16 protein-coding genes are annotated in these 16,891 nt (G+C 60.9%); 5 read left to right on the forward strand and 11 right to left on the reverse strand.

Annotation, left to right across the window (positions count from 1 at the left end):
- Positions 1-17 precede the first annotated feature (17 nt).
- The 8 genes from AB6K10_RS18615 to AB6K10_RS18650 all read right to left on the reverse strand — a co-directional run bounded on the left by AB6K10_RS18615 (position 18) and on the right by AB6K10_RS18650 (position 6,233).
- Complete coding sequence (locus AB6K10_RS18615) at positions 18-983, reverse strand: DUF368 domain-containing protein (protein WP_159343009.1); 966 nt, start codon at positions 981-983, stop codon at positions 18-20.
- Positions 980-1,657, reverse strand: coding sequence for a protein-L-isoaspartate(D-aspartate) O-methyltransferase (locus AB6K10_RS18620; protein WP_159343010.1), 678 nt, complete (start codon positions 1,655-1,657; stop codon positions 980-982). Before AB6K10_RS18620 ends, AB6K10_RS18615 begins: the two co-directional genes overlap by 4 nt.
- Positions 1,644-2,390, reverse strand: coding sequence for a 5'/3'-nucleotidase SurE (gene surE / locus AB6K10_RS18625; RefSeq protein ID WP_339119550.1), 747 nt, complete (start codon positions 2,388-2,390; stop codon positions 1,644-1,646). The genes AB6K10_RS18620 and surE overlap by 14 nt, the downstream gene beginning before the upstream one ends.
- 21 nt (positions 2,391-2,411) lie before the next feature.
- Entirely contained in the window at positions 2,412-3,452 is a 1,041-nt protein-coding gene (gene truD / locus AB6K10_RS18630) for a tRNA pseudouridine(13) synthase TruD (protein ID WP_339119551.1), read from the reverse strand.
- Positions 3,445-3,933: a 2-C-methyl-D-erythritol 2,4-cyclodiphosphate synthase gene (gene ispF / locus AB6K10_RS18635; protein WP_339119552.1), complete on the reverse strand. Its 489-nt coding sequence runs from the start codon at positions 3,931-3,933 to the stop codon at positions 3,445-3,447. Before ispF ends, truD begins: the two co-directional genes overlap by 8 nt.
- On the reverse strand, positions 3,933-4,640 hold the full coding sequence (gene ispD, locus AB6K10_RS18640; protein ID WP_339119553.1) for a 2-C-methyl-D-erythritol 4-phosphate cytidylyltransferase: 708 nt from the start codon (positions 4,638-4,640) through the stop codon (positions 3,933-3,935). The genes ispF and ispD overlap by 1 nt, the downstream gene beginning before the upstream one ends.
- Entirely contained in the window at positions 4,637-5,002 is a 366-nt protein-coding gene (gene ftsB / locus AB6K10_RS18645) for a cell division protein FtsB (protein ID WP_159343015.1), read from the reverse strand. Before ftsB ends, ispD begins: the two co-directional genes overlap by 4 nt.
- Before the next feature lie 82 nt (positions 5,003-5,084).
- On the reverse strand, positions 5,085-6,233 hold the full coding sequence (locus AB6K10_RS18650) for a GNAT family N-acetyltransferase (protein WP_339119554.1): 1,149 nt from the start codon (positions 6,231-6,233) through the stop codon (positions 5,085-5,087).
- Between the two features lie 170 nt (positions 6,234-6,403).
- Between AB6K10_RS18650 and AB6K10_RS18655 the strand changes: the two genes are divergently transcribed.
- From AB6K10_RS18655 to hexR, 4 genes are all read left to right on the forward strand, one after another.
- On the forward strand, positions 6,404-7,759 hold the full coding sequence (locus tag AB6K10_RS18655; RefSeq protein ID WP_339119555.1) for an aldehyde dehydrogenase family protein: 1,356 nt from the start codon (positions 6,404-6,406) through the stop codon (positions 7,757-7,759).
- Between the two features lie 71 nt (positions 7,760-7,830).
- Complete coding sequence (locus tag AB6K10_RS18660; protein WP_339119556.1) at positions 7,831-10,455, forward strand: ATP-binding protein; 2,625 nt, start codon at positions 7,831-7,833, stop codon at positions 10,453-10,455.
- On the forward strand, positions 10,452-12,221 hold the full coding sequence (locus tag AB6K10_RS18665; protein WP_339119557.1) for an EAL domain-containing protein: 1,770 nt from the start codon (positions 10,452-10,454) through the stop codon (positions 12,219-12,221). The genes AB6K10_RS18660 and AB6K10_RS18665 overlap by 4 nt, the downstream gene beginning before the upstream one ends.
- Entirely contained in the window at positions 12,211-13,074 is an 864-nt protein-coding gene (gene hexR / locus AB6K10_RS18670) for a transcriptional regulator HexR (protein WP_159343020.1), read from the forward strand. The genes AB6K10_RS18665 and hexR overlap by 11 nt, the downstream gene beginning before the upstream one ends.
- 12 nt (positions 13,075-13,086) lie before the next feature.
- Here the strand turns inward: hexR and AB6K10_RS18675 are convergent, their stop codons facing one another.
- Positions 13,087-13,446 carry a RidA family protein gene (locus AB6K10_RS18675; RefSeq protein WP_159343021.1) on the reverse strand — a complete coding sequence of 120 codons (360 nt, stop codon included), beginning with the start codon at positions 13,444-13,446 and terminating at the stop codon, positions 13,087-13,089.
- 81 nt (positions 13,447-13,527) lie between these two features.
- The gene (locus AB6K10_RS18680) at positions 13,528-14,004 is read right to left on the reverse strand and encodes an Lrp/AsnC family transcriptional regulator (RefSeq protein ID WP_285262983.1); all 477 of its coding nucleotides are present in this window, start codon (positions 14,002-14,004) and stop codon (positions 13,528-13,530) included.
- Positions 14,005-14,252: 248 nt separating this feature from the next.
- Between AB6K10_RS18680 and AB6K10_RS18685 the strand changes: the two genes are divergently transcribed.
- On the forward strand, positions 14,253-15,935 hold the full coding sequence (locus tag AB6K10_RS18685; RefSeq protein ID WP_339119558.1) for a 2-isopropylmalate synthase: 1,683 nt from the start codon (positions 14,253-14,255) through the stop codon (positions 15,933-15,935).
- A 59-nt stretch (positions 15,936-15,994) separates the two neighbouring features.
- Here AB6K10_RS18685 and AB6K10_RS18690 read toward each other — a convergent pair whose 3' ends face one another.
- Positions 15,995-16,849: a universal stress protein gene (locus tag AB6K10_RS18690; RefSeq protein ID WP_339119559.1), complete on the reverse strand. Its 855-nt coding sequence runs from the start codon at positions 16,847-16,849 to the stop codon at positions 15,995-15,997.
- Positions 16,850-16,891 lie beyond the last annotated feature (42 nt).

Raw genomic sequence — 16,891 nt, forward strand, 5'->3', positions numbered from 1 at the left:
TCCTGTTCAACGCCGTGCTAGCGATCAATGGAATGACTGTCTGTTGAGTGATGCTGGGCATGAGTAGTCGCGCGACGGTTGAGTGCTACGACGAGTAGCGCGCCGACGACCATCAACGTTATCACGCCAGTTACCTGCGCCGACGCCCCTGTCAGCACGGCGTAATCGCTGGGTAACAAATAGCGGTAAGCCAGCGGAATCATCTGCCCATCAGGACCTAACTGGTAGCGTAACAGCTCCCGCCAGGGCCAGAGAACCGGCAGCGAGCCGATAATGAAGCCCAGCAGTAGCTGCAGCGTTGCGCCATGATACCGCCGTAGCAGCCATGACAGCAGACGCGACGAGAGCGCCAACCCCACCACACAGCCCATTCCAAACAGCATGATAATACCGATATCGAAGCTGCGAATAGCCCCCATGATGGTGCCGTAGAGCCCCATGGTCAGCAGTAAGAAGCTGCCCGACACCCCAGGCAGCAGCATGGCGCTGATCGCTATGGCCCCCGCCACGATGACGACCAGCGACTCGTTCCCCACCATCAGCACTAGCGGCATCATTCCCGGCAGCAGCTTGGCCAGCATCAAACCAATGAGCAGCGGCAGCAAGTACCACATTTTCCACCGCTCACCGGCTTGACCGACGACCAGTGCCGACGCGGCAACCAGCCCAAAAAAGAAGCCCTCCAGCAGCAGCGGATAGGCCTCCATCAGCCACAGCGCGAGATGGGCTACGCTGACCAAGCTCACCGCCACGCCCGACAGCAGGGGGATCAAGAACGCTACGTTCAGATGCCGCGCCAGCCCTGTCCAGCCGCCGCTGCGCCAGGCACCGAGAGCGCTGGGACCAAACTGCTTGATGGTATTGATGAGTTCTTCATAAATACCGGTGATAAAGGCAATCGTGCCTCCCGATACGCCGGGAACTGCATCGGCAGCGCCCATCCCGGCGCCTCTTAAAAACAGTCCTAGGGGTCGACGCTTCAATCCACCACTCCTTGCAATAAAGGTACGAAGCGCACGGGTTCTAGTCGGCGCTTTTCAAAGGCGGAGCCAATCCGCTTGATTTGCGTCAGCCACTGGCTACCGTCTGACGCTTCTAACGGTGCGATCATCACACCATCGGGTCGTAACTGCTCGAGCAGCGCTTCCGGCAGCGTTTGCGCACAGGCGGTGAGCAGAATGACATCGAAAGGCGCCGCCTCCGGCCACCCCTCACCGCCATCCGCCACGGCCAGGGTGGCCGGTGCCTGCAGTCGCCACAACCGTTCGGCCGCGCGCTCGTGCAGGGTATAGATTCGCTCCAGGGAGTAAAGCGTTTCTACCAAACGCGATAGGATCAGGGTTTGATAACCTGAGCCGGTTCCCACCTCCAGCACGCGACGTGGCGAGGCGCGCAGCACCAATTCCGTCATTCGCGCCACCGTCAGGGGCTGCGAAAGCGTTTGACCGAAGCCGATGGGCAGCGCGGTGTCTTCATAGGCGCGGTGGGCAAGCGCTTCATCGACGAACAGATGACGCGGCTCGCTGGCCATGACGTCCAGCACACGCGGGTCGCTCACGCCCTGCTGCACAAGGCGCTCGATCATACGATCTCGGGTGCGCTGAGACGTCATACCACTACCGCGCAGCTCCCCAGGGGACAGATCAGGCAAAGGCATCCAACCAATCCTGCACATCGCGACGAGCCGGGTGGCGCGTTAAATCGGTTTGCAGCGGCGTGATCGATACATAGCCTGCTTCGATGGCGGCAAAATCGGTATCCTCGCCGTCATCCGCATTGGCGGCGACCGGCGCAATCCAGTAGCGCGTCCGCCCCCGGGGATCCTGTACGGGTACCGGCTTTTCTGCTGGCCCGCGGTAGCCCAGGCGAGTGACCTTCACACCTTTGATCGCTTCCCACGGCACGTCCGGCACGTTCACGTTCAGGAGCGTGCGCGGCGGCAGCGAGAGCTGGTCGGCAGCGCCGATCAAGCTCGCGGCGAATTTGGCCGCCGTGGCAAAGTGCTGGGTGCCGCATAGCGACATGGCAATGGCCGTCATGCCGAGGTTACGCCCTTCCATTGCGGCGGCTACCGTGCCCGAGTAGAGTACGTCATCACCCAGATTGCTGCCGTGATTAATACCCGACATGACCAGATCCGGCCGCTCGTCCCACACGCCGTTGACACCCAGGTAGACACAGTCCGCAGGCGTGCCATCGACACTGTAAAAGCCGTTTTCTAAGGCGCTCAGCGACAGCGGACGCGACAGCGTGAGCGAATTGCTCGCGCCGCTGCGGTCTCGATCCGGGGCGACCACGCGAAGATGGGCGTGGGGCAAGAGCGCATCATACAGCGCGCGCAGGCCGGGAGCGTGAACACCGTCATCGTTGGAAAGCAGCAGTCGCCGCATCAGAATCTCCTTACCTCAGCATCATGCCGTATCGGGATGATGAATTAGTTCGCCAATCACCGCCGTGGCAAAGCTACCACGGGGCAGCGCGAATGAGAGTAGCACGGCCTCTTGCTCGAACGTGGCCTGGGGCGCGATCAGCCGGGCACGCAGCGCACGTTGGCCGCGTTTGACGCCACTCTGTTCGAGCCCAGCGCACAGCGCAGGGTGCTGGGCCGCCAGTTGCGCTTCGTAGCGGCCAGCGTCACCGCCGGCCGCCTCCCCCACGCCCCATAAGACGCCCGTGGGGTGAACATCCAGCGCGGCGGCACGCGCCACTAGGCTCTCCTCGACGTCATCGATGGTAAAGACGCTTTGGGTGCCGTCGAGCATGAGCGTATCGCCTGCAATGGGCTGGCACCAATTGTCATCCGCCAGCCGAGCGCTCAGCAGTTCGTTGAATAGAAAGCTGCGTGCCGTGGAAAGCATCATCCCCTGGCGGTCGTCTCGTTTACGCCAACCTTTGGCCAGCACGGCAGCGGCGCGCTGCAAGTTGCGCGCCCCGGCGCCGAAACGCTGGTGGCCAAAATAGTTGGGCACTCCCTGGGCACAGAGTGCTTCCCAGCGCGGGAGTAAGGCGTCTAGCCGAACCGCTTCACCGCTCAGGCGCAGCGTGAAATGGTTCGTACGGTGCACGCCCCGCTTCAATTTACGCGGATGGCGCGCCTTGGCCAGCACCGTGATGCCCGCCGCGCCGAGGGCGGCGGATAAGTTCTCAGGCGCTTCGCGACCAGGCAAGTGAACGCTCAGCCACTGGCGCGCCACCGCCACGCGATCTTTCATGCCGGAGTAGCCGATATCGCGCGGGGTGACACCGCACAAACGGCTGAGCAGTTTCACCACATCTAACGTGGTTTGATTGCGCTTTTCAAGACGTAGCCACAGGTGCTCACCGTGGGCTTCCGGGGTGAAATCGAGCTGCTCATCGACGATGAAGTCTTCCGGCTGCACGCGATACTGGCCGGGGGCGGGCGCGCCCAACGTGGGCGTCAAGCTGCGCTGCCACGCGGGGAGGTTAAGCATTCGACGCCTCTTGCGCGGCCAGCAGCACCACCGCTTCGGCGGCGATTCCTTCCCCTCGCCCGGTAAAACCAAGACGCTCGGTCGTGGTGGCTTTGACGTTGACCTGCCCCAGCGTCACGCCCAGTGTCTCGGCAATCGCGGTGCGCATGGCCTCGATATGCGGCGCCATTTTGGGGGCTTGTGCCATGATCGTGGCGTCTAGATTCACGACCTCGAACCCTTCGCCCCGCACCAGCGCGACCACATGACGAAGCAGGCCGCGACTGTCCGCGCCCTTCCATGCCGGGTCGGTATCGGGAAAGTGGCGGCCAATATCGCCTAGCGCGCAGGCACCGAGCAGCGCGTCGCTAATGGCGTGAAGCAGGACATCGCCATCGGAGTGGGCAACGAACCCATGGTCGAACGGCAGCTTGACGCCGCCGATCATCAAATGATCACCCGGCCCAAAGCGGTGTACATCGAAGCCGTGGCCAATTCGCATTAGAAACTCCTGTTACTCGTGCTGCGCTGGGCAGCCATGATGGCAGCGGCCAGCGCTAAATCGTCAGGGTGGGTGACCTTCATGTTGTCGCGCCGCCCACTGACGAGCTTAGGGGCCTCCCCCAGCGCCTCGACGGCGGAGGCTTCGTCCGTGACCACGGTGCCCTGCTGCTGGGCCTGGGTCAGCGCGTGATGCAGCAGCGCATAGCGAAACCCCTGTGGCGTCAGCGCGTGCCACAGGCCATCGCGCGGCTCGGTAGCGTGGCTCAAATGATCGCCCCGGTCGCGCTTCATGGTGTCAGCGACCGGCATGGCCAACAAAGCCCCACCCCGGTGGGCCTGGGCCGCATGATACAGAGCGCGAAGATCGTCGCGGGTGATGCAGGGCCGTGCGACGTCATGGACCATGACCAGATCGTCGTCATCGGCGGCCATGGCCTGCAGGGCGTTCACGACGCTGTGCATGCGCTCTTCGCCCCCAGGCACCCGCTGCCACTGGGCAAACGGCACCCAGTCTGGCTGAAACCAGCGGTCCTCGGGATCCAAACAGAGCACTAAACGCGCCTGCGGGAAGGCTTCATGCAAACGCGCCAAGGTATGCGCCAAGATCGGTTGGCCCTCCAGATGGAGGTACTGCTTGGGCTTGTCGGCCCCCATGCGCTTACCCTGCCCGGCAGCGGGCACGACGAGCCAGAGTCGCGACGTCATGGGTGCACGTCCTCACCTTCGTCTGGCGGGATGACCCCAGGCTGGGCCACGAGCCCGGCATGGATGCCGACCAGCTCATTTTCGATGGCCACGCCCGGCACCCAGAAAAACTGCTCGTCGGTACGCACCATGCCCATATCGCTGCGGGCCCGCTCTTCGATGGCATCCAGCCCGGTTTTCAAGTCGGTGACCTCCGCCGCCAGCCGCGCATTGCGCTCACGCAGCGGGTCGTTGGCAGCTTCCTGAATGGCGACCCGCTGCTCTACCTGCTGCAGGTCCTGCCAGCCGCCGTTTCCCAGCCAAAGCTGGTACTGCAGCAACCCCAGCACGGCCAGCAGCAGGCCTACGAGCCATTTGTGCATCACGGACATCCTTTGTGAAAGCGGAAACGGCGCGCATTATGCCATTAAGGGCTGAGTCCAGCGAGCCGCGACGCGGTGGGAGTTACTTAAACGGTAACGCCTCTTCGGCGGCGTGGCGATAGGCCATGATATGGACACCCTCTTGCTGACAAAACTGCGCCACGCCAGCGGCCAGCCCCGGGTGTGCCACATAGTGCAGCGAACGCACCCGTTGGGGGGCAAAGCCCCGCACGAGCTTATGTTCGCCCTGGGTGCCAGGGTCGAACAGCGTCAATCCTTTAGCCAAGCAGGCGTCGATGCCCTGGTAGTAACAGGCTTCGAAGTGCAGGCAATCGGCCACGACTTCGCTTCCCCAATAACGGCCATAGAGCGTGCTCCCTCCCTGAAAATAGAGCGCTGCAGCGACGGGGCGCCCCTCCAGCCGCGCCTGCACCAGCATCAGCGCCTCGGGCATCACTTGGCGCAACCGTTCGAAGAAGGCGTGATTGAGATAGGGCGGACGTCCGCGTTCGTGGTAAGTGATGGTGTAGCAGCGGTAAAAATGCGCCATGTCCACTTCGCTGATCTCCGCGCCTTCCAAGCGGTGCAGGGTAATCCCCTGGTCGGCCACTAAACGCCGCTCGCGCTTGATCATTTTCCGCCGTTTGGCGGTGAGGCTGGCAAGAAAACCGTCGAAATCACCGAAACCGCGATCCCGCCACTGAAACTGTACGCCTTCCCGAGCGATCAAGTCCGGACAGTGGCGCTGCCACGCCTCGACCTCCGGCTCGTCGGCAAACAGCAGATGCCAACTCGACAGCGCCATGGCGTCACACTGCTCCCGCCAGCCCATCGCCAACTGCGCTCGAACAGCGTCGGCATCGGCGTCGGGAGCGATCAAGGTTCGCGGACCTGGCACTGGCGTGAAGGGAATGGCGCTCAGTGCTTTCGGATAATACTTCCCACCCGCACGCTCCAGCGCCTCGGCCCACCCCCAGTCGAACACGTACTCTCCGTAGGAGTGATGCTTACGATACATTGGCAGCGCACCGACCAGCGTCTCGCCCTGCCAAACACATAGATGACAAGGCTCCCAGCCGGTCGCCGCGCTGACAGAGCCGCTAACCTCCAGCGCATGCAAAAAGTCGTGACGCAGGAAAGGCTGATCGTCACGCACGAGCGTATCCCACTGACTTGCCGCAACGGCCTCAATGGCAGGTAGAATGGAGAAGGAGAGCGGACGTAGAGGCATAACATCTCCCGGGCACACTGGCACAAATGGCGGATGGCTTACTGTACCACTCCGGCCGCCTATGCGTATGAACCGCCTTCATTTATCAACCAGCGGGGATGCTGGGCAGAAGTGCGCCAACGCCGCTCACAAGCACGCTGTACCGACACCCGTGACTCCAAGGAGAGGCCATGACTCGCGACTTGACGGATAGTTTACAGGCGCAGCGCCAAGCAGCCGGCCCCGCGCCTTTTCCAACGCTGGCCGTTCGTCGTGAACGCTTGGCACGCCTCGCCAGTATGACGAAACGCCACCAGCAGGCGATCGTACGGGCCATCCAGCGCGATTTTGGTCAACGCAGCGAGACCGAGATCCACCTGGCCGAGATCATTCCGGTACTCCACGCAGCGCGCCACGCCCGCCGACACCTTTGGCACTGGATGCGACCTCGCCGCGCGGGCGTTCCTCTGCGGCTCTGGCCCGCTCGCGCCCGCATTGCCCCGCAGCCTCTAGGCGTCGTGGGCGTGATGTCTCCCTGGAACTACCCATGGAGCCTCAGCTTGATGCCGGTCATCGATGCGTTGGCAGCGGGCAACACGGTCATGCTCAAACCCAGCGAGTTGACGCCCCACACCAGCGCGCTGCTCGCCAAGCTGGCGCCTCAATACTTCACGCCAGAGGAGTTCTGCGTGATTCAGGGCGGAATCGAGGTGGCCAGAGCGTTCAGCGCGTTACCGTTTGATCATTTGGTGTTTACGGGTTCGACCCACGTGGGCCGTCAGGTGGCGATGGCCGCCGCCGCGAACCTTACCCCCGTCACCTTGGAGCTGGGCGGTAAGTCACCGGCCCTGGTGGCCAGCGATGCGGATCTCGACAGCGCCGCCGACGCGATTATCTTCGGTAAAGGTTTCAACGGCGGACAAACCTGTATCGCGCCGGATTACGTGATCGTGGAGAGCCGCCGCTTGGATGCGCTGACCCATGCCCTGGAGCATGCCATTCGCCGTCAGCGACCCACAGACATCGAGGCGACCGGCTACGTCAGTGAGGCCCACCGGGTGCGGATCGACGCATTACTGAACGACGCCCGTGACCACGGCTGCCGCGTGATCGAGCACGGCGACCATGCACCGGCCCTCGTGATCGATCCGCACCAGCGCCTGCCATTGATGCAAGAAGAGATTTTTGGACGTGCGCTGCCTGTCATCAGCGTCAAGCGAATTGACGACGCCGTGCGGCTGATCAATCAACGTCCCCACCCTTTGGTGCTGTATGCCTTTACACACCAGACGACGCTGCAGGAAACCCTGCGCCGCGGCACCCGCTCCGGCGCGCTGGTATTCAACGACACCCTGATCCACCACGCCGTCCCTTCGCTCCCCTTTGGCGGCGTGGGCGAGAGCGGCAGCGGCGCGTATCACGGTCGACACGGCTTCGAACGGTTTAGCCATCTTCGCAGCATGTTTTACCAGTCCAAGCGCCCTAGCAGCCGCTGGCTACGACCGCCTTATCATCGCTGGCTGCTAAAATTACTTCGCCTTGGCTAAAGCTAGCGGGCTAATGTCCGATACTTCTCTAATACGTTTTTTTCATAAGCCCCTCACGTTTAGGAAACGCCATGCAAGCCGCCGAGCGACCGGAGAATGAATCACAGCGCCTGACAGCCTTGCATGCGTTACGCATCCTCGATACGCCCATCGACGACGCTTTCGAGCAGCTGACCCAGCTTGCCTGCGATCTCTTCGACGTTCCGACCGCGCTGGTGTCGCTCGTGGACGAGGAGCGTCAGTGGTTCAAATCGCATCATGGGCTTGATGCCTGCGAAACCCGTCGCGAGATCTCCTTTTGTGCCCATGCGGTCGCTGCCAATACGCCGTTGGTCATCGAAGATACCGGCGATGATCCACGCTTTGCCGACAATCCGCTGGTGCAAGGGATGCCCCATATCCGCTTTTACGCCGGACATCCGCTCAGACCCACCGGAGAGCTGGCCGTGGGCACCCTGTGCTTGATCAGCGACCGGCCTCGCACTTTCTCGGCGCGAGACAGGCAGATACTGGCTCGCTTGGCAGGACAAGTGGACGAGCTGCTACGCCAGCACCAAATGCGTCATACCCTCTCGCAGGTCACCCGGCGTTACGAGGCGTTGTTCAATGAGAGCGCAACCGGCATCGTGCGTATCGACCGCGAAGGCAAAGTGCTGGGCATCAACCCCTATGCGCTCACGATGCTGGGCTATACCAAACAGGAGGTCGTTGGCCGTAACGTCTCGATGCTAACACCGCCCGCGATTCGCGCGGAGCACGACCACTTTATCGCGCGCTTTCTGACGGGCAGCGACCCCAAGGTGATCGGTCGAGGCCGGGAAGTGGAGGCGCTGCATAAAGAGGGGCGTCTCGTCCCCGTTCATCTTGCGGTCAACGCCATTCACAACGAACAGGACGAGGTGGTGGAGTTTCTCGGCATTCTCACCAACCTGAGCGATGTGTACGACGCCAACCACCGAATGCATAAAGAGCAGAGCCTGTTGAAGGTGCTGCACCAGGGAATTACCGACTACCAAGCCTTGATGTCCGGCGAGCAGCTGTGGTCCTTCCTCATGGAAGCGCTGCGTGAGCTGACCGACAGCGATTATGCGCTGATTGGCGAAGTGCTGCCGACGAGCACCACGAACGCCCTCAAAATTCACGCCATCACCGATCTCTCCTGGAGCGATGAATCGCGCCATTTGATGGAGCAGCTACGCAGCGGGGATATGAGGTTGACTAACCCCGACTCGTTGCTGGGACGCGTATTCGCCCACGGCGACGTGGTGATCACCGACGACGTGTATCACCACGCCCAGCGTGGCGGCTTCCCTACCGGCCATCCGCGAATCGACAACTACTTGGGTGCGCCGATTTTCAGCGGTGATAAGCTGATTGGCATGTTCGCCATTGCCAACAGCCAGCAAACGCTCAGCCAGACGCTGTTGGATTGGCTGCAGCCGTTTACCGACACCTGTGCCCTGCTGATCAATTTGTACCGGCAGATGGCCAAGCGTGAGCAGGTCACCCGGGATCTTGCTGCCGCTAGAGATCAGGCCGAACAGGCCAATAAGGCGAAAAGCGAGTTCCTGTCGTCCATGAGCCACGAGCTGCGCACACCGCTTAACGCCATCCTCGGGTTTGCGCAGCTATTGGGCAAAGGGCGCCGCGACCCGCTCAGCGAGAAGCAGCAGCGCCAGGTCAATCAAATCGAAAAGAGCGGGCAGCACCTGCTGAGCTTGATCAACGAAGTGCTTGATTTGGCCAAAATCGAGTCAGGCCACATGACGCTCTCCATCGAGCCCATTGCAATGGAGGGCGTGATCGACGACGCCTGCAGCACGCTGGAAGCCAGTATCGATGCCGCCGGGCTGACGCTTCAGCGCCCGCCGCTGGCCAAGCCATGGCAGGTGGCCGCTGACTACACCCGTACCAAGCAGGTGCTGCTCAACCTGCTCTCCAACGCCATCAAATACAATCGCCCGCAAGGTTCGATACGGATGACCGTCGAACAGCAGGGCAGCGAGCTGTGCGTTCGCGTGACGGATTCTGGGTATGGCATCGCGCCGGAGCGCCAACACGAACTCTTCGAACCGTTCAATCGGCTCGATGCCGAGCATGGCACCATCGAAGGCACCGGTATTGGGCTGGCGATCACCCGTGAGTTGGTGGAGCGCATGCGGGGGCAGATCGGTGTGACGAGCACGCCTGGGCAGGGCGCCACCTTCTGGTTCACGCTTCCGCTCACCGAGGCCAGTCCCCCGAATGAGTCATCGGTGGCGAGAACGCTATCCAACGCCGCGGCGAACCCGCGCCGCCTACACCTGCTGTATATCGAAGACAACCCCACTAACCAGCGTTTGATGGAAGATATCATGGAGGATTTTGATCAAGTGCGGCTGCAGACCGTCACCAGTGCCGAGTTGGGGCTCGACATCATGCGCCACTCTCCCCCCGATTTGGTGCTGATGGACATTCATTTGCCCGGCATGAACGGCTATCAAGCGTTGGATGCGATTCAGCACGATCCGCGATTGCAGCATATTCCGGTGGTGGCACTCTCCGCAAACGCCATGGAGCGCGACCGAGCGCACGGTTTAGCCGCTGGGTTTGCCGACTATCTCACCAAGCCGATTGATATCGACCAACTCTCCTCGACACTGAGTCGCTACGTATCGGCAGCCTCTGTCACAGAAACACCAAGGAAGGCGCCATGACGTTTATGAACAAGCATCTACTGGTAGTGGATGACAACAGCATCAACGTCGAGTTACTGCTGGACCTGCTGGACGACCAGGGATTCGACAATGTGCACGGCCTCAGCGACCCGCGGCTTGTGCTGGCGCACTGTCAAGCGGCACTCCCCGACCTGATCTTGCTCGACATTCGTATGCCCTACCTCGATGGCTACGGCGTCATGGAGCAGCTGCAGTCAACGTTTGCCGAACATACGCCGCCGGTTATCGTGCTGACCGCACAAATCGATGACGAAACGCGTCACCGAGCGTTAAGCATGGGAGTGCGCGACTTTCTGACCAAACCCTTCAAGCATGACGAAGTGCTGCAGCGGATACGCAACACCCTAAGCGTGGAGCATCGCTATCAGGTGCGCGACAAGCAGGCCGAAACGCTTGAGCAAATGGTCGCCAAGCGCACCGAAGAGCTGGACCGCCAGTCGCGTACCGACCCCATCACCCAACTACCCAACCGGCGGGCGCTAACGCAGTACCTGGCCGACGCGGCGCGACAGGGCCGCCCCACGGGGCTGTTGTTCATCGCGCTGGATCACCTCGATGATGTCGTCCGTTTACATGGCTACGGCATTGCCGACCAGCTCATGGTGCATATCAGCCATCGGCTCGACGATCAGTTGGAAGCGAGCAGCACGCTCGGGCTGTGGGGCGGCAGCGAGCTCTTGGTGATCACCCCAACGGCCGAGCTGAGCGAGCTGCGCCAGTTGGCCTCGCGACTGCTGAGCTGCTTCGAGCACGATCAAACCTTGGGCGACCTGCTGCTACCGCTGAACGCCCGCATCGGCATCAGCTGGTCTCAAGGCCATTTCAAGACCGAGCGCTTGGTGCACATGGCCGCCCTGGCGCTGCCGCAAAGCGGCTCACTCAGGCTGCAAAGCTACAACGAAACCCTGGAAAACCAGCAGCGCCATCGGCTGCATCTGCAGCAGGCCATTCGTGGCGCGACCCAGCGCGGGGAAATGTCGCTCGCCTTTCAGCCCAAGCTCTCGCTCGAGACCCAGCGCGTGATCGGGGCTGAGGCGCTGCTACGCTGGCATCACCCAGAGCTGGGCCACGTCTCTCCCGGCGATTTCATTCCGCTGGCAGAGGCGAGCGGTGATATCCTCTCGATTGGCGAATGGGTGCTGGAAGAAGCCATGCGCTATATTGCCGACTGGCGGGCCAAGGGGCTGCTGGACGACAATTTCCATATTGCCGTGAACGTGGCGGCGCGCCAGCTGGCGCGTAAGGACTTTGCCGAAAACCTGCTAGCTCGCCTGGCCAAGCACGGCATACCGGAGCGGTTTTTCGCCCTGGAAGTCACCGAGTCGGGCCTGCTTAGTGATATGCACAATGCGCGCATTCAGCTAGCACAACTGGCCGAGGTGAACATAGCCGTGGCCATCGATGACTTTGGTACCGGGCACTCGTCGCTGGCATATGTCAAAACGCTGCCGTTCTCGACGTTGAAAATCGACCGTGCCTTCGTCATGGACATCGAAAAAGATCCAATCGACCGGCATCTAGCGCTCACCATCACCCAGCTTGCCCATGCCGTGGGCTGCAACGTGGTGGCCGAAGGCATCGAAACCGCGGCCCAGGCCGACTACTTACGTTCAATTGGTTGCGAAGCTGCACAAGGGTATTACTATGCTCGTCCGCTGCCCGCCGATGAGTTCTATCGCTGGTGCAGGGACTGGACACCCCATTCACATCTAACGCTTGCCACGGAGTCAGTTAATGGCGCATGACCTGCTAGAACGCTTACGGGAACGCTTGGAAGAATTGAACCGCTCTGAGCGTAAAGTCGCGAACGTCATCTTGGAAGATCCCGCAGCGGCCACCAGCCTGAGCATCGCCAGCCTCGCCCAAGCGGCGAGCGTCAGTGAGCCTACCGTCAACCGGTTCTGCCGTAATTTCGGCGCCAAGGGCTATCCCGATTTCAAAATCAAACTGGCCCAAAGCCTAGCAGGCGGCACGCCTTATGTAACCCGCGCCGTCGAACCCGGCGATACCGCCACGCAGTACACCCATAAAATCTTTGGGGCGACCATTGCCGCGCTTGATGAAGCTCAGCGGGAAGTGGACATGGCGGCCGTCGAGCGGATGGTGGATTATCTGACGCAAGCCAAGCAGATTCACTTTTTTGGGTTGGGGGCATCCGGCGCCGTCGCGCAGGACGCCCAGCATAAATTCTTCCGCTTCAACCTGCCGGTCATGGCGTACGTCGACGTGCTGATGCAGCGCATGGTGGCAGCGGCCTGCCATACCGGCGATGTGGTGGTGATCATCTCCTACACCGGGCGCACGCGTGAGCTGGTCGACATTGCCAAGGTAGCCAGAGAGGCTGGCGCCGTGGTGTTGGGGATTACCGCGCCAGACTCTCCGCTCTCGCAGGAGTGCACGGCCACGCTGGAAGTCGCCACTCCCGAAGATACCGACCACTACATGCCGATGACTTCGCGGGTCATTCAACTTACGCTGATCGATGCTCTCGCCACTGGGGTGACGCTTAGGCGCGGCGAAGATTTCTTGCCGCACCTAAAAAAGATCAAGGACAGCCTGCGCGATACTCGGTTTCCAGTGGAAAAACCCACCAAATAAGCGTCGCTAGGGTTACGCATCCACCGCCGTCGTCACGGTAATCTCGACTTTCAACTCGTCGGCAGGCATTGGCGCGCATACGCAGGTGCGTGCCGGTGCATGACCTTCCGGTACCCAGGCATCCCATACCGCGTTCATGGCGGCAAAATCACCGCCATCTTTCAGGTAAATCGTGGCGCTCAGCAGCTGCTCACGGCTGGAGCCGATCTCTGTCAGCAGTGCATCGACCCGCGCCAGCATGCTCTCGGTCTGGGCGGTGATATCGCCATGGCGCGCGTCGGGGCCCGCCACCTGGCCGCACAAATAGGCCACGCCCTGATGAATCACCGCACGGCTCATGCGGGCTTTTGTATCATGACGCTGAATGCTCATAGTTCGTTCTCCTAGGTCGATGCAAAAAGGCAGTGTAAACCGCTACCCAGCCGCTGCCTATGCTTCGTTAGCCAGCGAGCCTTAGGTCGGCACGGGGCGATGCTCGAACACGCGGCGCAGTACGAAGCTCGTGTGGGCCCCGGTGACCCCTTCGATACGGTTGATCACGTGGAGGAGCAGGTGTTGGTAATCATCCATGTCCTTCACCAGAATTTTGAGCTGAAAATCCGCCGCTTGTCCGGTAATGATCAAACACTCCACCACGTTGGGAATGTTACGGATATGACGTTCGAAGTTATCGAAGCGCTCGGGCGTGTGCTGGTCCATCGAGATATGCAAAAGCGCCATGAGCTGATACCCGAGCGGGCGCGCATCCACCACTGCCCGATATTGGGTAATCAGCCCATGCTCCTCCAAGGCCCGCACGCGCCGTAAACAGGGCGAAGGCGATAGCCCGATGCGCTCGGCAAGCTCCTGATTGCTGATGCGTCCCTCCTGCTGCAGGACCTCCAGAATACGGCGGTCGAAACGGTCGAGCGTCAAAGGCGCGGTAGCCATGTCGGTAACTCCTGCCAATTTAAAAATAGTTATTGATATATTCTGCCATTAAATCCTGAAAAAGCCATATTTTCGCAATAACCTGTCGCGACCCATGCCTTAGACTGTGTTGACTGCCACAAGCGGTCCTCGATTGACGCCTTACCCAGGCGTCCCCCAAGGCTCTTCTTACCCTGACAGAGCACGCTCGAGCGGCTTGCGCCACAAGCAGCCGCCCCAAACAACTCACCGTTTTCAGGAAACTCACCATGCCTGCTTTTGATCATCGCAAATATCGTCCTGCTCCACGGGTGCCCACGTTTGACCGTCAGTGGCCCGACCGGGAGCTGACCCAAGCGCCCATCTGGGTGAGCGAAGACCTACGCGATGGCAATCAGGCCCTGCTCGAGCCGATGACGGTCGAACAGAAACAGCGCTTCTGGCATCAGATCATCAAGGTCGGTATCAAGGAAGTGATGGTCGGCTTTCCCTCCGCTAGCCAGCCGGATTACGATTTCGTGCGCTGGTTGATCGAAGAGGATCAAATTCCTGACGACGTGACCATCGCCGTGCTCGTGCAGTGCCGGGAACACCTGATCGAAAAAACGTTCGCGTCATTGGTGGGCGTCAAGCGCGCCATCATTCACCTGTACAACTCCACGTCCACGATCCAACGAGAGCGGGTGTTCGAGATGGACCGCGACGGTATCACCGATATCGCCGTTCAAGGGGCGACGTGGGTGAAGACGTATGCCGAACAGTATCCCGAGGTTGATTGGCGCTTTCAGTACTCGCCGGAGAGCTTCTCCAGCACCGAAATCGATTTCTCGCTGGCCATCTGCGAAGCGGTGATGGATGTCTGGCAGCCCACCTCAGACAACAAGTGCATTCTCAATTTGCCCACCACCGTGGAAGTGGCAGGCCCCCACCATCACGCTGATCAGATCGAGTACTTCTGCCAGCATATTAGCCGCCGCGACAGCGTGATCATTTCGGTGCATACCCATAATGACCGGGGCGGCGCCGTGGCGTCCGCGGAGCTGGCGCTGCTGGCGGGGGCCGACCGGGTCGAGGGTACCTTGTTGGGTAATGGTGAACGCACCGGCAACATGGACATCGTCACGCTGGCCATGAACCTCTATAGCCAGGGCATCGACCCTGAGCTGGATCTTTCCAATCCCGACGAGATCATTCAAGTAGTGCACGAGTGCACCGGGATTGCGATGCACCCCCGCCACCCCTGGGTGGGTGAGATGGTGTATACCGCTTTTTCTGGCAGCCACCAGGATGCGATTCGTAAGTCGCTCAAACATCAAAAACCCGACGAACCGTGGCAAGTGGCCTATCTGCCCATCGACCCTCACGACATTGGCCGGGATTATCAGGCCGTCATTCGGGTGAACAGCCAGTCGGGTAAAGGCGGCATGGCCTTTCTGCTGGAGCGCGACTACGGCATCAACCTGCCTCGTTGGATGATGCTCGCGCTGGCTCCCTACGTGCAAAAAGAGAGCGAACGCCGTAATAGCGAACTCTCCAGCGAGATGATTCGCCAAGTGATGTTCGATCATTTCTCCCATGGTGCGCCGCTCGCGCTGGCCGACTATCGGCTGTCGAAGGGGCAGCAGGAGGGAATCGATATCACGCTGTGGCAAGGTGCCGACACGCTGCGTTTATCCGGCACGGGGAATGGCGCGATGTCCTCCTTCACCGACGCTTGGAAACGCCATACCGGCAGCCACGTTGCCATACTCGATTACAGCGAGCACTCGCTGGGCGGCGATAGTGAAGCCAACGCCATCGCGTTTGTGCAGCTCAACATCGATGGTCAGCGCGTATGCGCCGTCGCGGAAGATAGCGACACGGTGAGCGCGTCACTCAAAGCCGTGCTTTCTGGAATCAATGCGGCACAGCCTGCTCATGCTGCCCAGCAAGTGGCGACCAGCCTCGCTTGAATCGCACCGTTGGCCGCCGCCCGACGGCGCAGCGGCCAACGCTATGCGGCCCTCATGGCTCAGCGTAAAATCAAGACCGGCAAGTGGGCGTGACGCAGCATTGCCGTGGTGGTGCTGCCCACTAGCAAATGACGAATGCGCGAGTGGCCGTATGCGCCCATCACGAGAAGATCGATTTCCTGCTCCTCTTTATAGGCACGTAGTGCTTCTTCGACCTCCCCCGCACGAATCGCCCCCTCGGCTTGGTGCCCCGCAGAGCGAAGGGCCTCGGTAGCCCACTCAAGCTGGGAGCGGTTCTCTGCAGTGTCCGCCCCGACAATCACCACGTGACACTCTGCACCGTCAAAGAGCGGGCTTTTGGCCAGCATGTCTACCCCTTTACGGGCCGTGTTGCTACCATCGAAGGCCATGAGAATGCGCTTGGGCGGGGTGAACGTTTTGGGCACCATCAAAATGGGCCGATGAAGCTCGCGAACGACACGCTCGAGGTTAGACCCAAGGTGGCCGCTGGCCTGATGCGCCGTTTCTCCTCGCTTACCAAGCACCAGCAGTCGGATCTCTTTCTCATGTTCCGCCAGAGTATCCACGAGGGTGCCGTTGCGCTGCATGCAGGGAGGTTCTGAAAAGCCGGCCGCCTCGCTTCGCTCCCTCGCGGCATTCAACATTAACCGCCCCTGTTCGCGGGCCAGTTTTCCGCGCTGCTCTTCGATGTCCGAGAGCTGTTCCAACAGGTGCTCCCGGGTGCCTAGGCCGAGATGGCCCGTCAGGTCAGGCTCTGCGACCTGGGCGTGATTGTCGACGGTGTGCAGAAAACGCAGCGGGGCTGAGAGTGCCGTGGCGGCCCACACCGCATAGTCACACACACTTTCTGAGTAGTGAGAACCGTCGATGGCTGCTAACACGTAATCAGACATAAGGGCGTCTCCTTGCGCGAGTGCATGAAAAGTTATCGTTAT

Origin of the sequence: Halomonas sp. BMC6, assembly GCF_964204995.1 — a bacterium.
Taxonomy (GTDB): domain Bacteria; phylum Pseudomonadota; class Gammaproteobacteria; order Pseudomonadales; family Halomonadaceae; genus Vreelandella.

Coding starts and splice junctions, on each gene's coding strand:
- AB6K10_RS18620 (WP_159343010.1), bottom strand. CDS start 1,657: ATGCCTTTGCCTGATCTGTCCCCTGGGGAGCTGCGCGGTAGTGGTATG.
- surE (WP_339119550.1), bottom strand. CDS start 2,390: ATGCGGCGACTGCTGCTTTCCAACGATGACGGTGTTCACGCTCCCGGC.
- truD (WP_339119551.1), bottom strand. CDS start 3,452: ATGCTTAACCTCCCCGCGTGGCAGCGCAGCTTGACGCCCACGTTGGGC.
- ispF (WP_339119552.1), bottom strand. CDS start 3,933: ATGCGAATTGGCCACGGCTTCGATGTACACCGCTTTGGGCCGGGTGAT.
- ispD (WP_339119553.1), bottom strand. CDS start 4,640: ATGACGTCGCGACTCTGGCTCGTCGTGCCCGCTGCCGGGCAGGGTAAG.
- ftsB (WP_159343015.1), bottom strand. CDS start 5,002: ATGCACAAATGGCTCGTAGGCCTGCTGCTGGCCGTGCTGGGGTTGCTG.
- AB6K10_RS18650 (WP_339119554.1), bottom strand. CDS start 6,233: ATGCCTCTACGTCCGCTCTCCTTCTCCATTCTACCTGCCATTGAGGCC.
- AB6K10_RS18655 (WP_339119555.1), top strand. CDS start 6,404: ATGACTCGCGACTTGACGGATAGTTTACAGGCGCAGCGCCAAGCAGCC.
- AB6K10_RS18660 (WP_339119556.1), top strand. CDS start 7,831: ATGCAAGCCGCCGAGCGACCGGAGAATGAATCACAGCGCCTGACAGCC.
- AB6K10_RS18665 (WP_339119557.1), top strand. CDS start 10,452: ATGACGTTTATGAACAAGCATCTACTGGTAGTGGATGACAACAGCATC.
- hexR (WP_159343020.1), top strand. CDS start 12,211: ATGGCGCATGACCTGCTAGAACGCTTACGGGAACGCTTGGAAGAATTG.
- AB6K10_RS18675 (WP_159343021.1), bottom strand. CDS start 13,446: ATGAGCATTCAGCGTCATGATACAAAAGCCCGCATGAGCCGTGCGGTG.
- AB6K10_RS18680 (WP_285262983.1), bottom strand. CDS start 14,004: ATGGCTACCGCGCCTTTGACGCTCGACCGTTTCGACCGCCGTATTCTG.
- AB6K10_RS18685 (WP_339119558.1), top strand. CDS start 14,253: ATGCCTGCTTTTGATCATCGCAAATATCGTCCTGCTCCACGGGTGCCC.
- AB6K10_RS18690 (WP_339119559.1), bottom strand. CDS start 16,849: ATGTCTGATTACGTGTTAGCAGCCATCGACGGTTCTCACTACTCAGAA.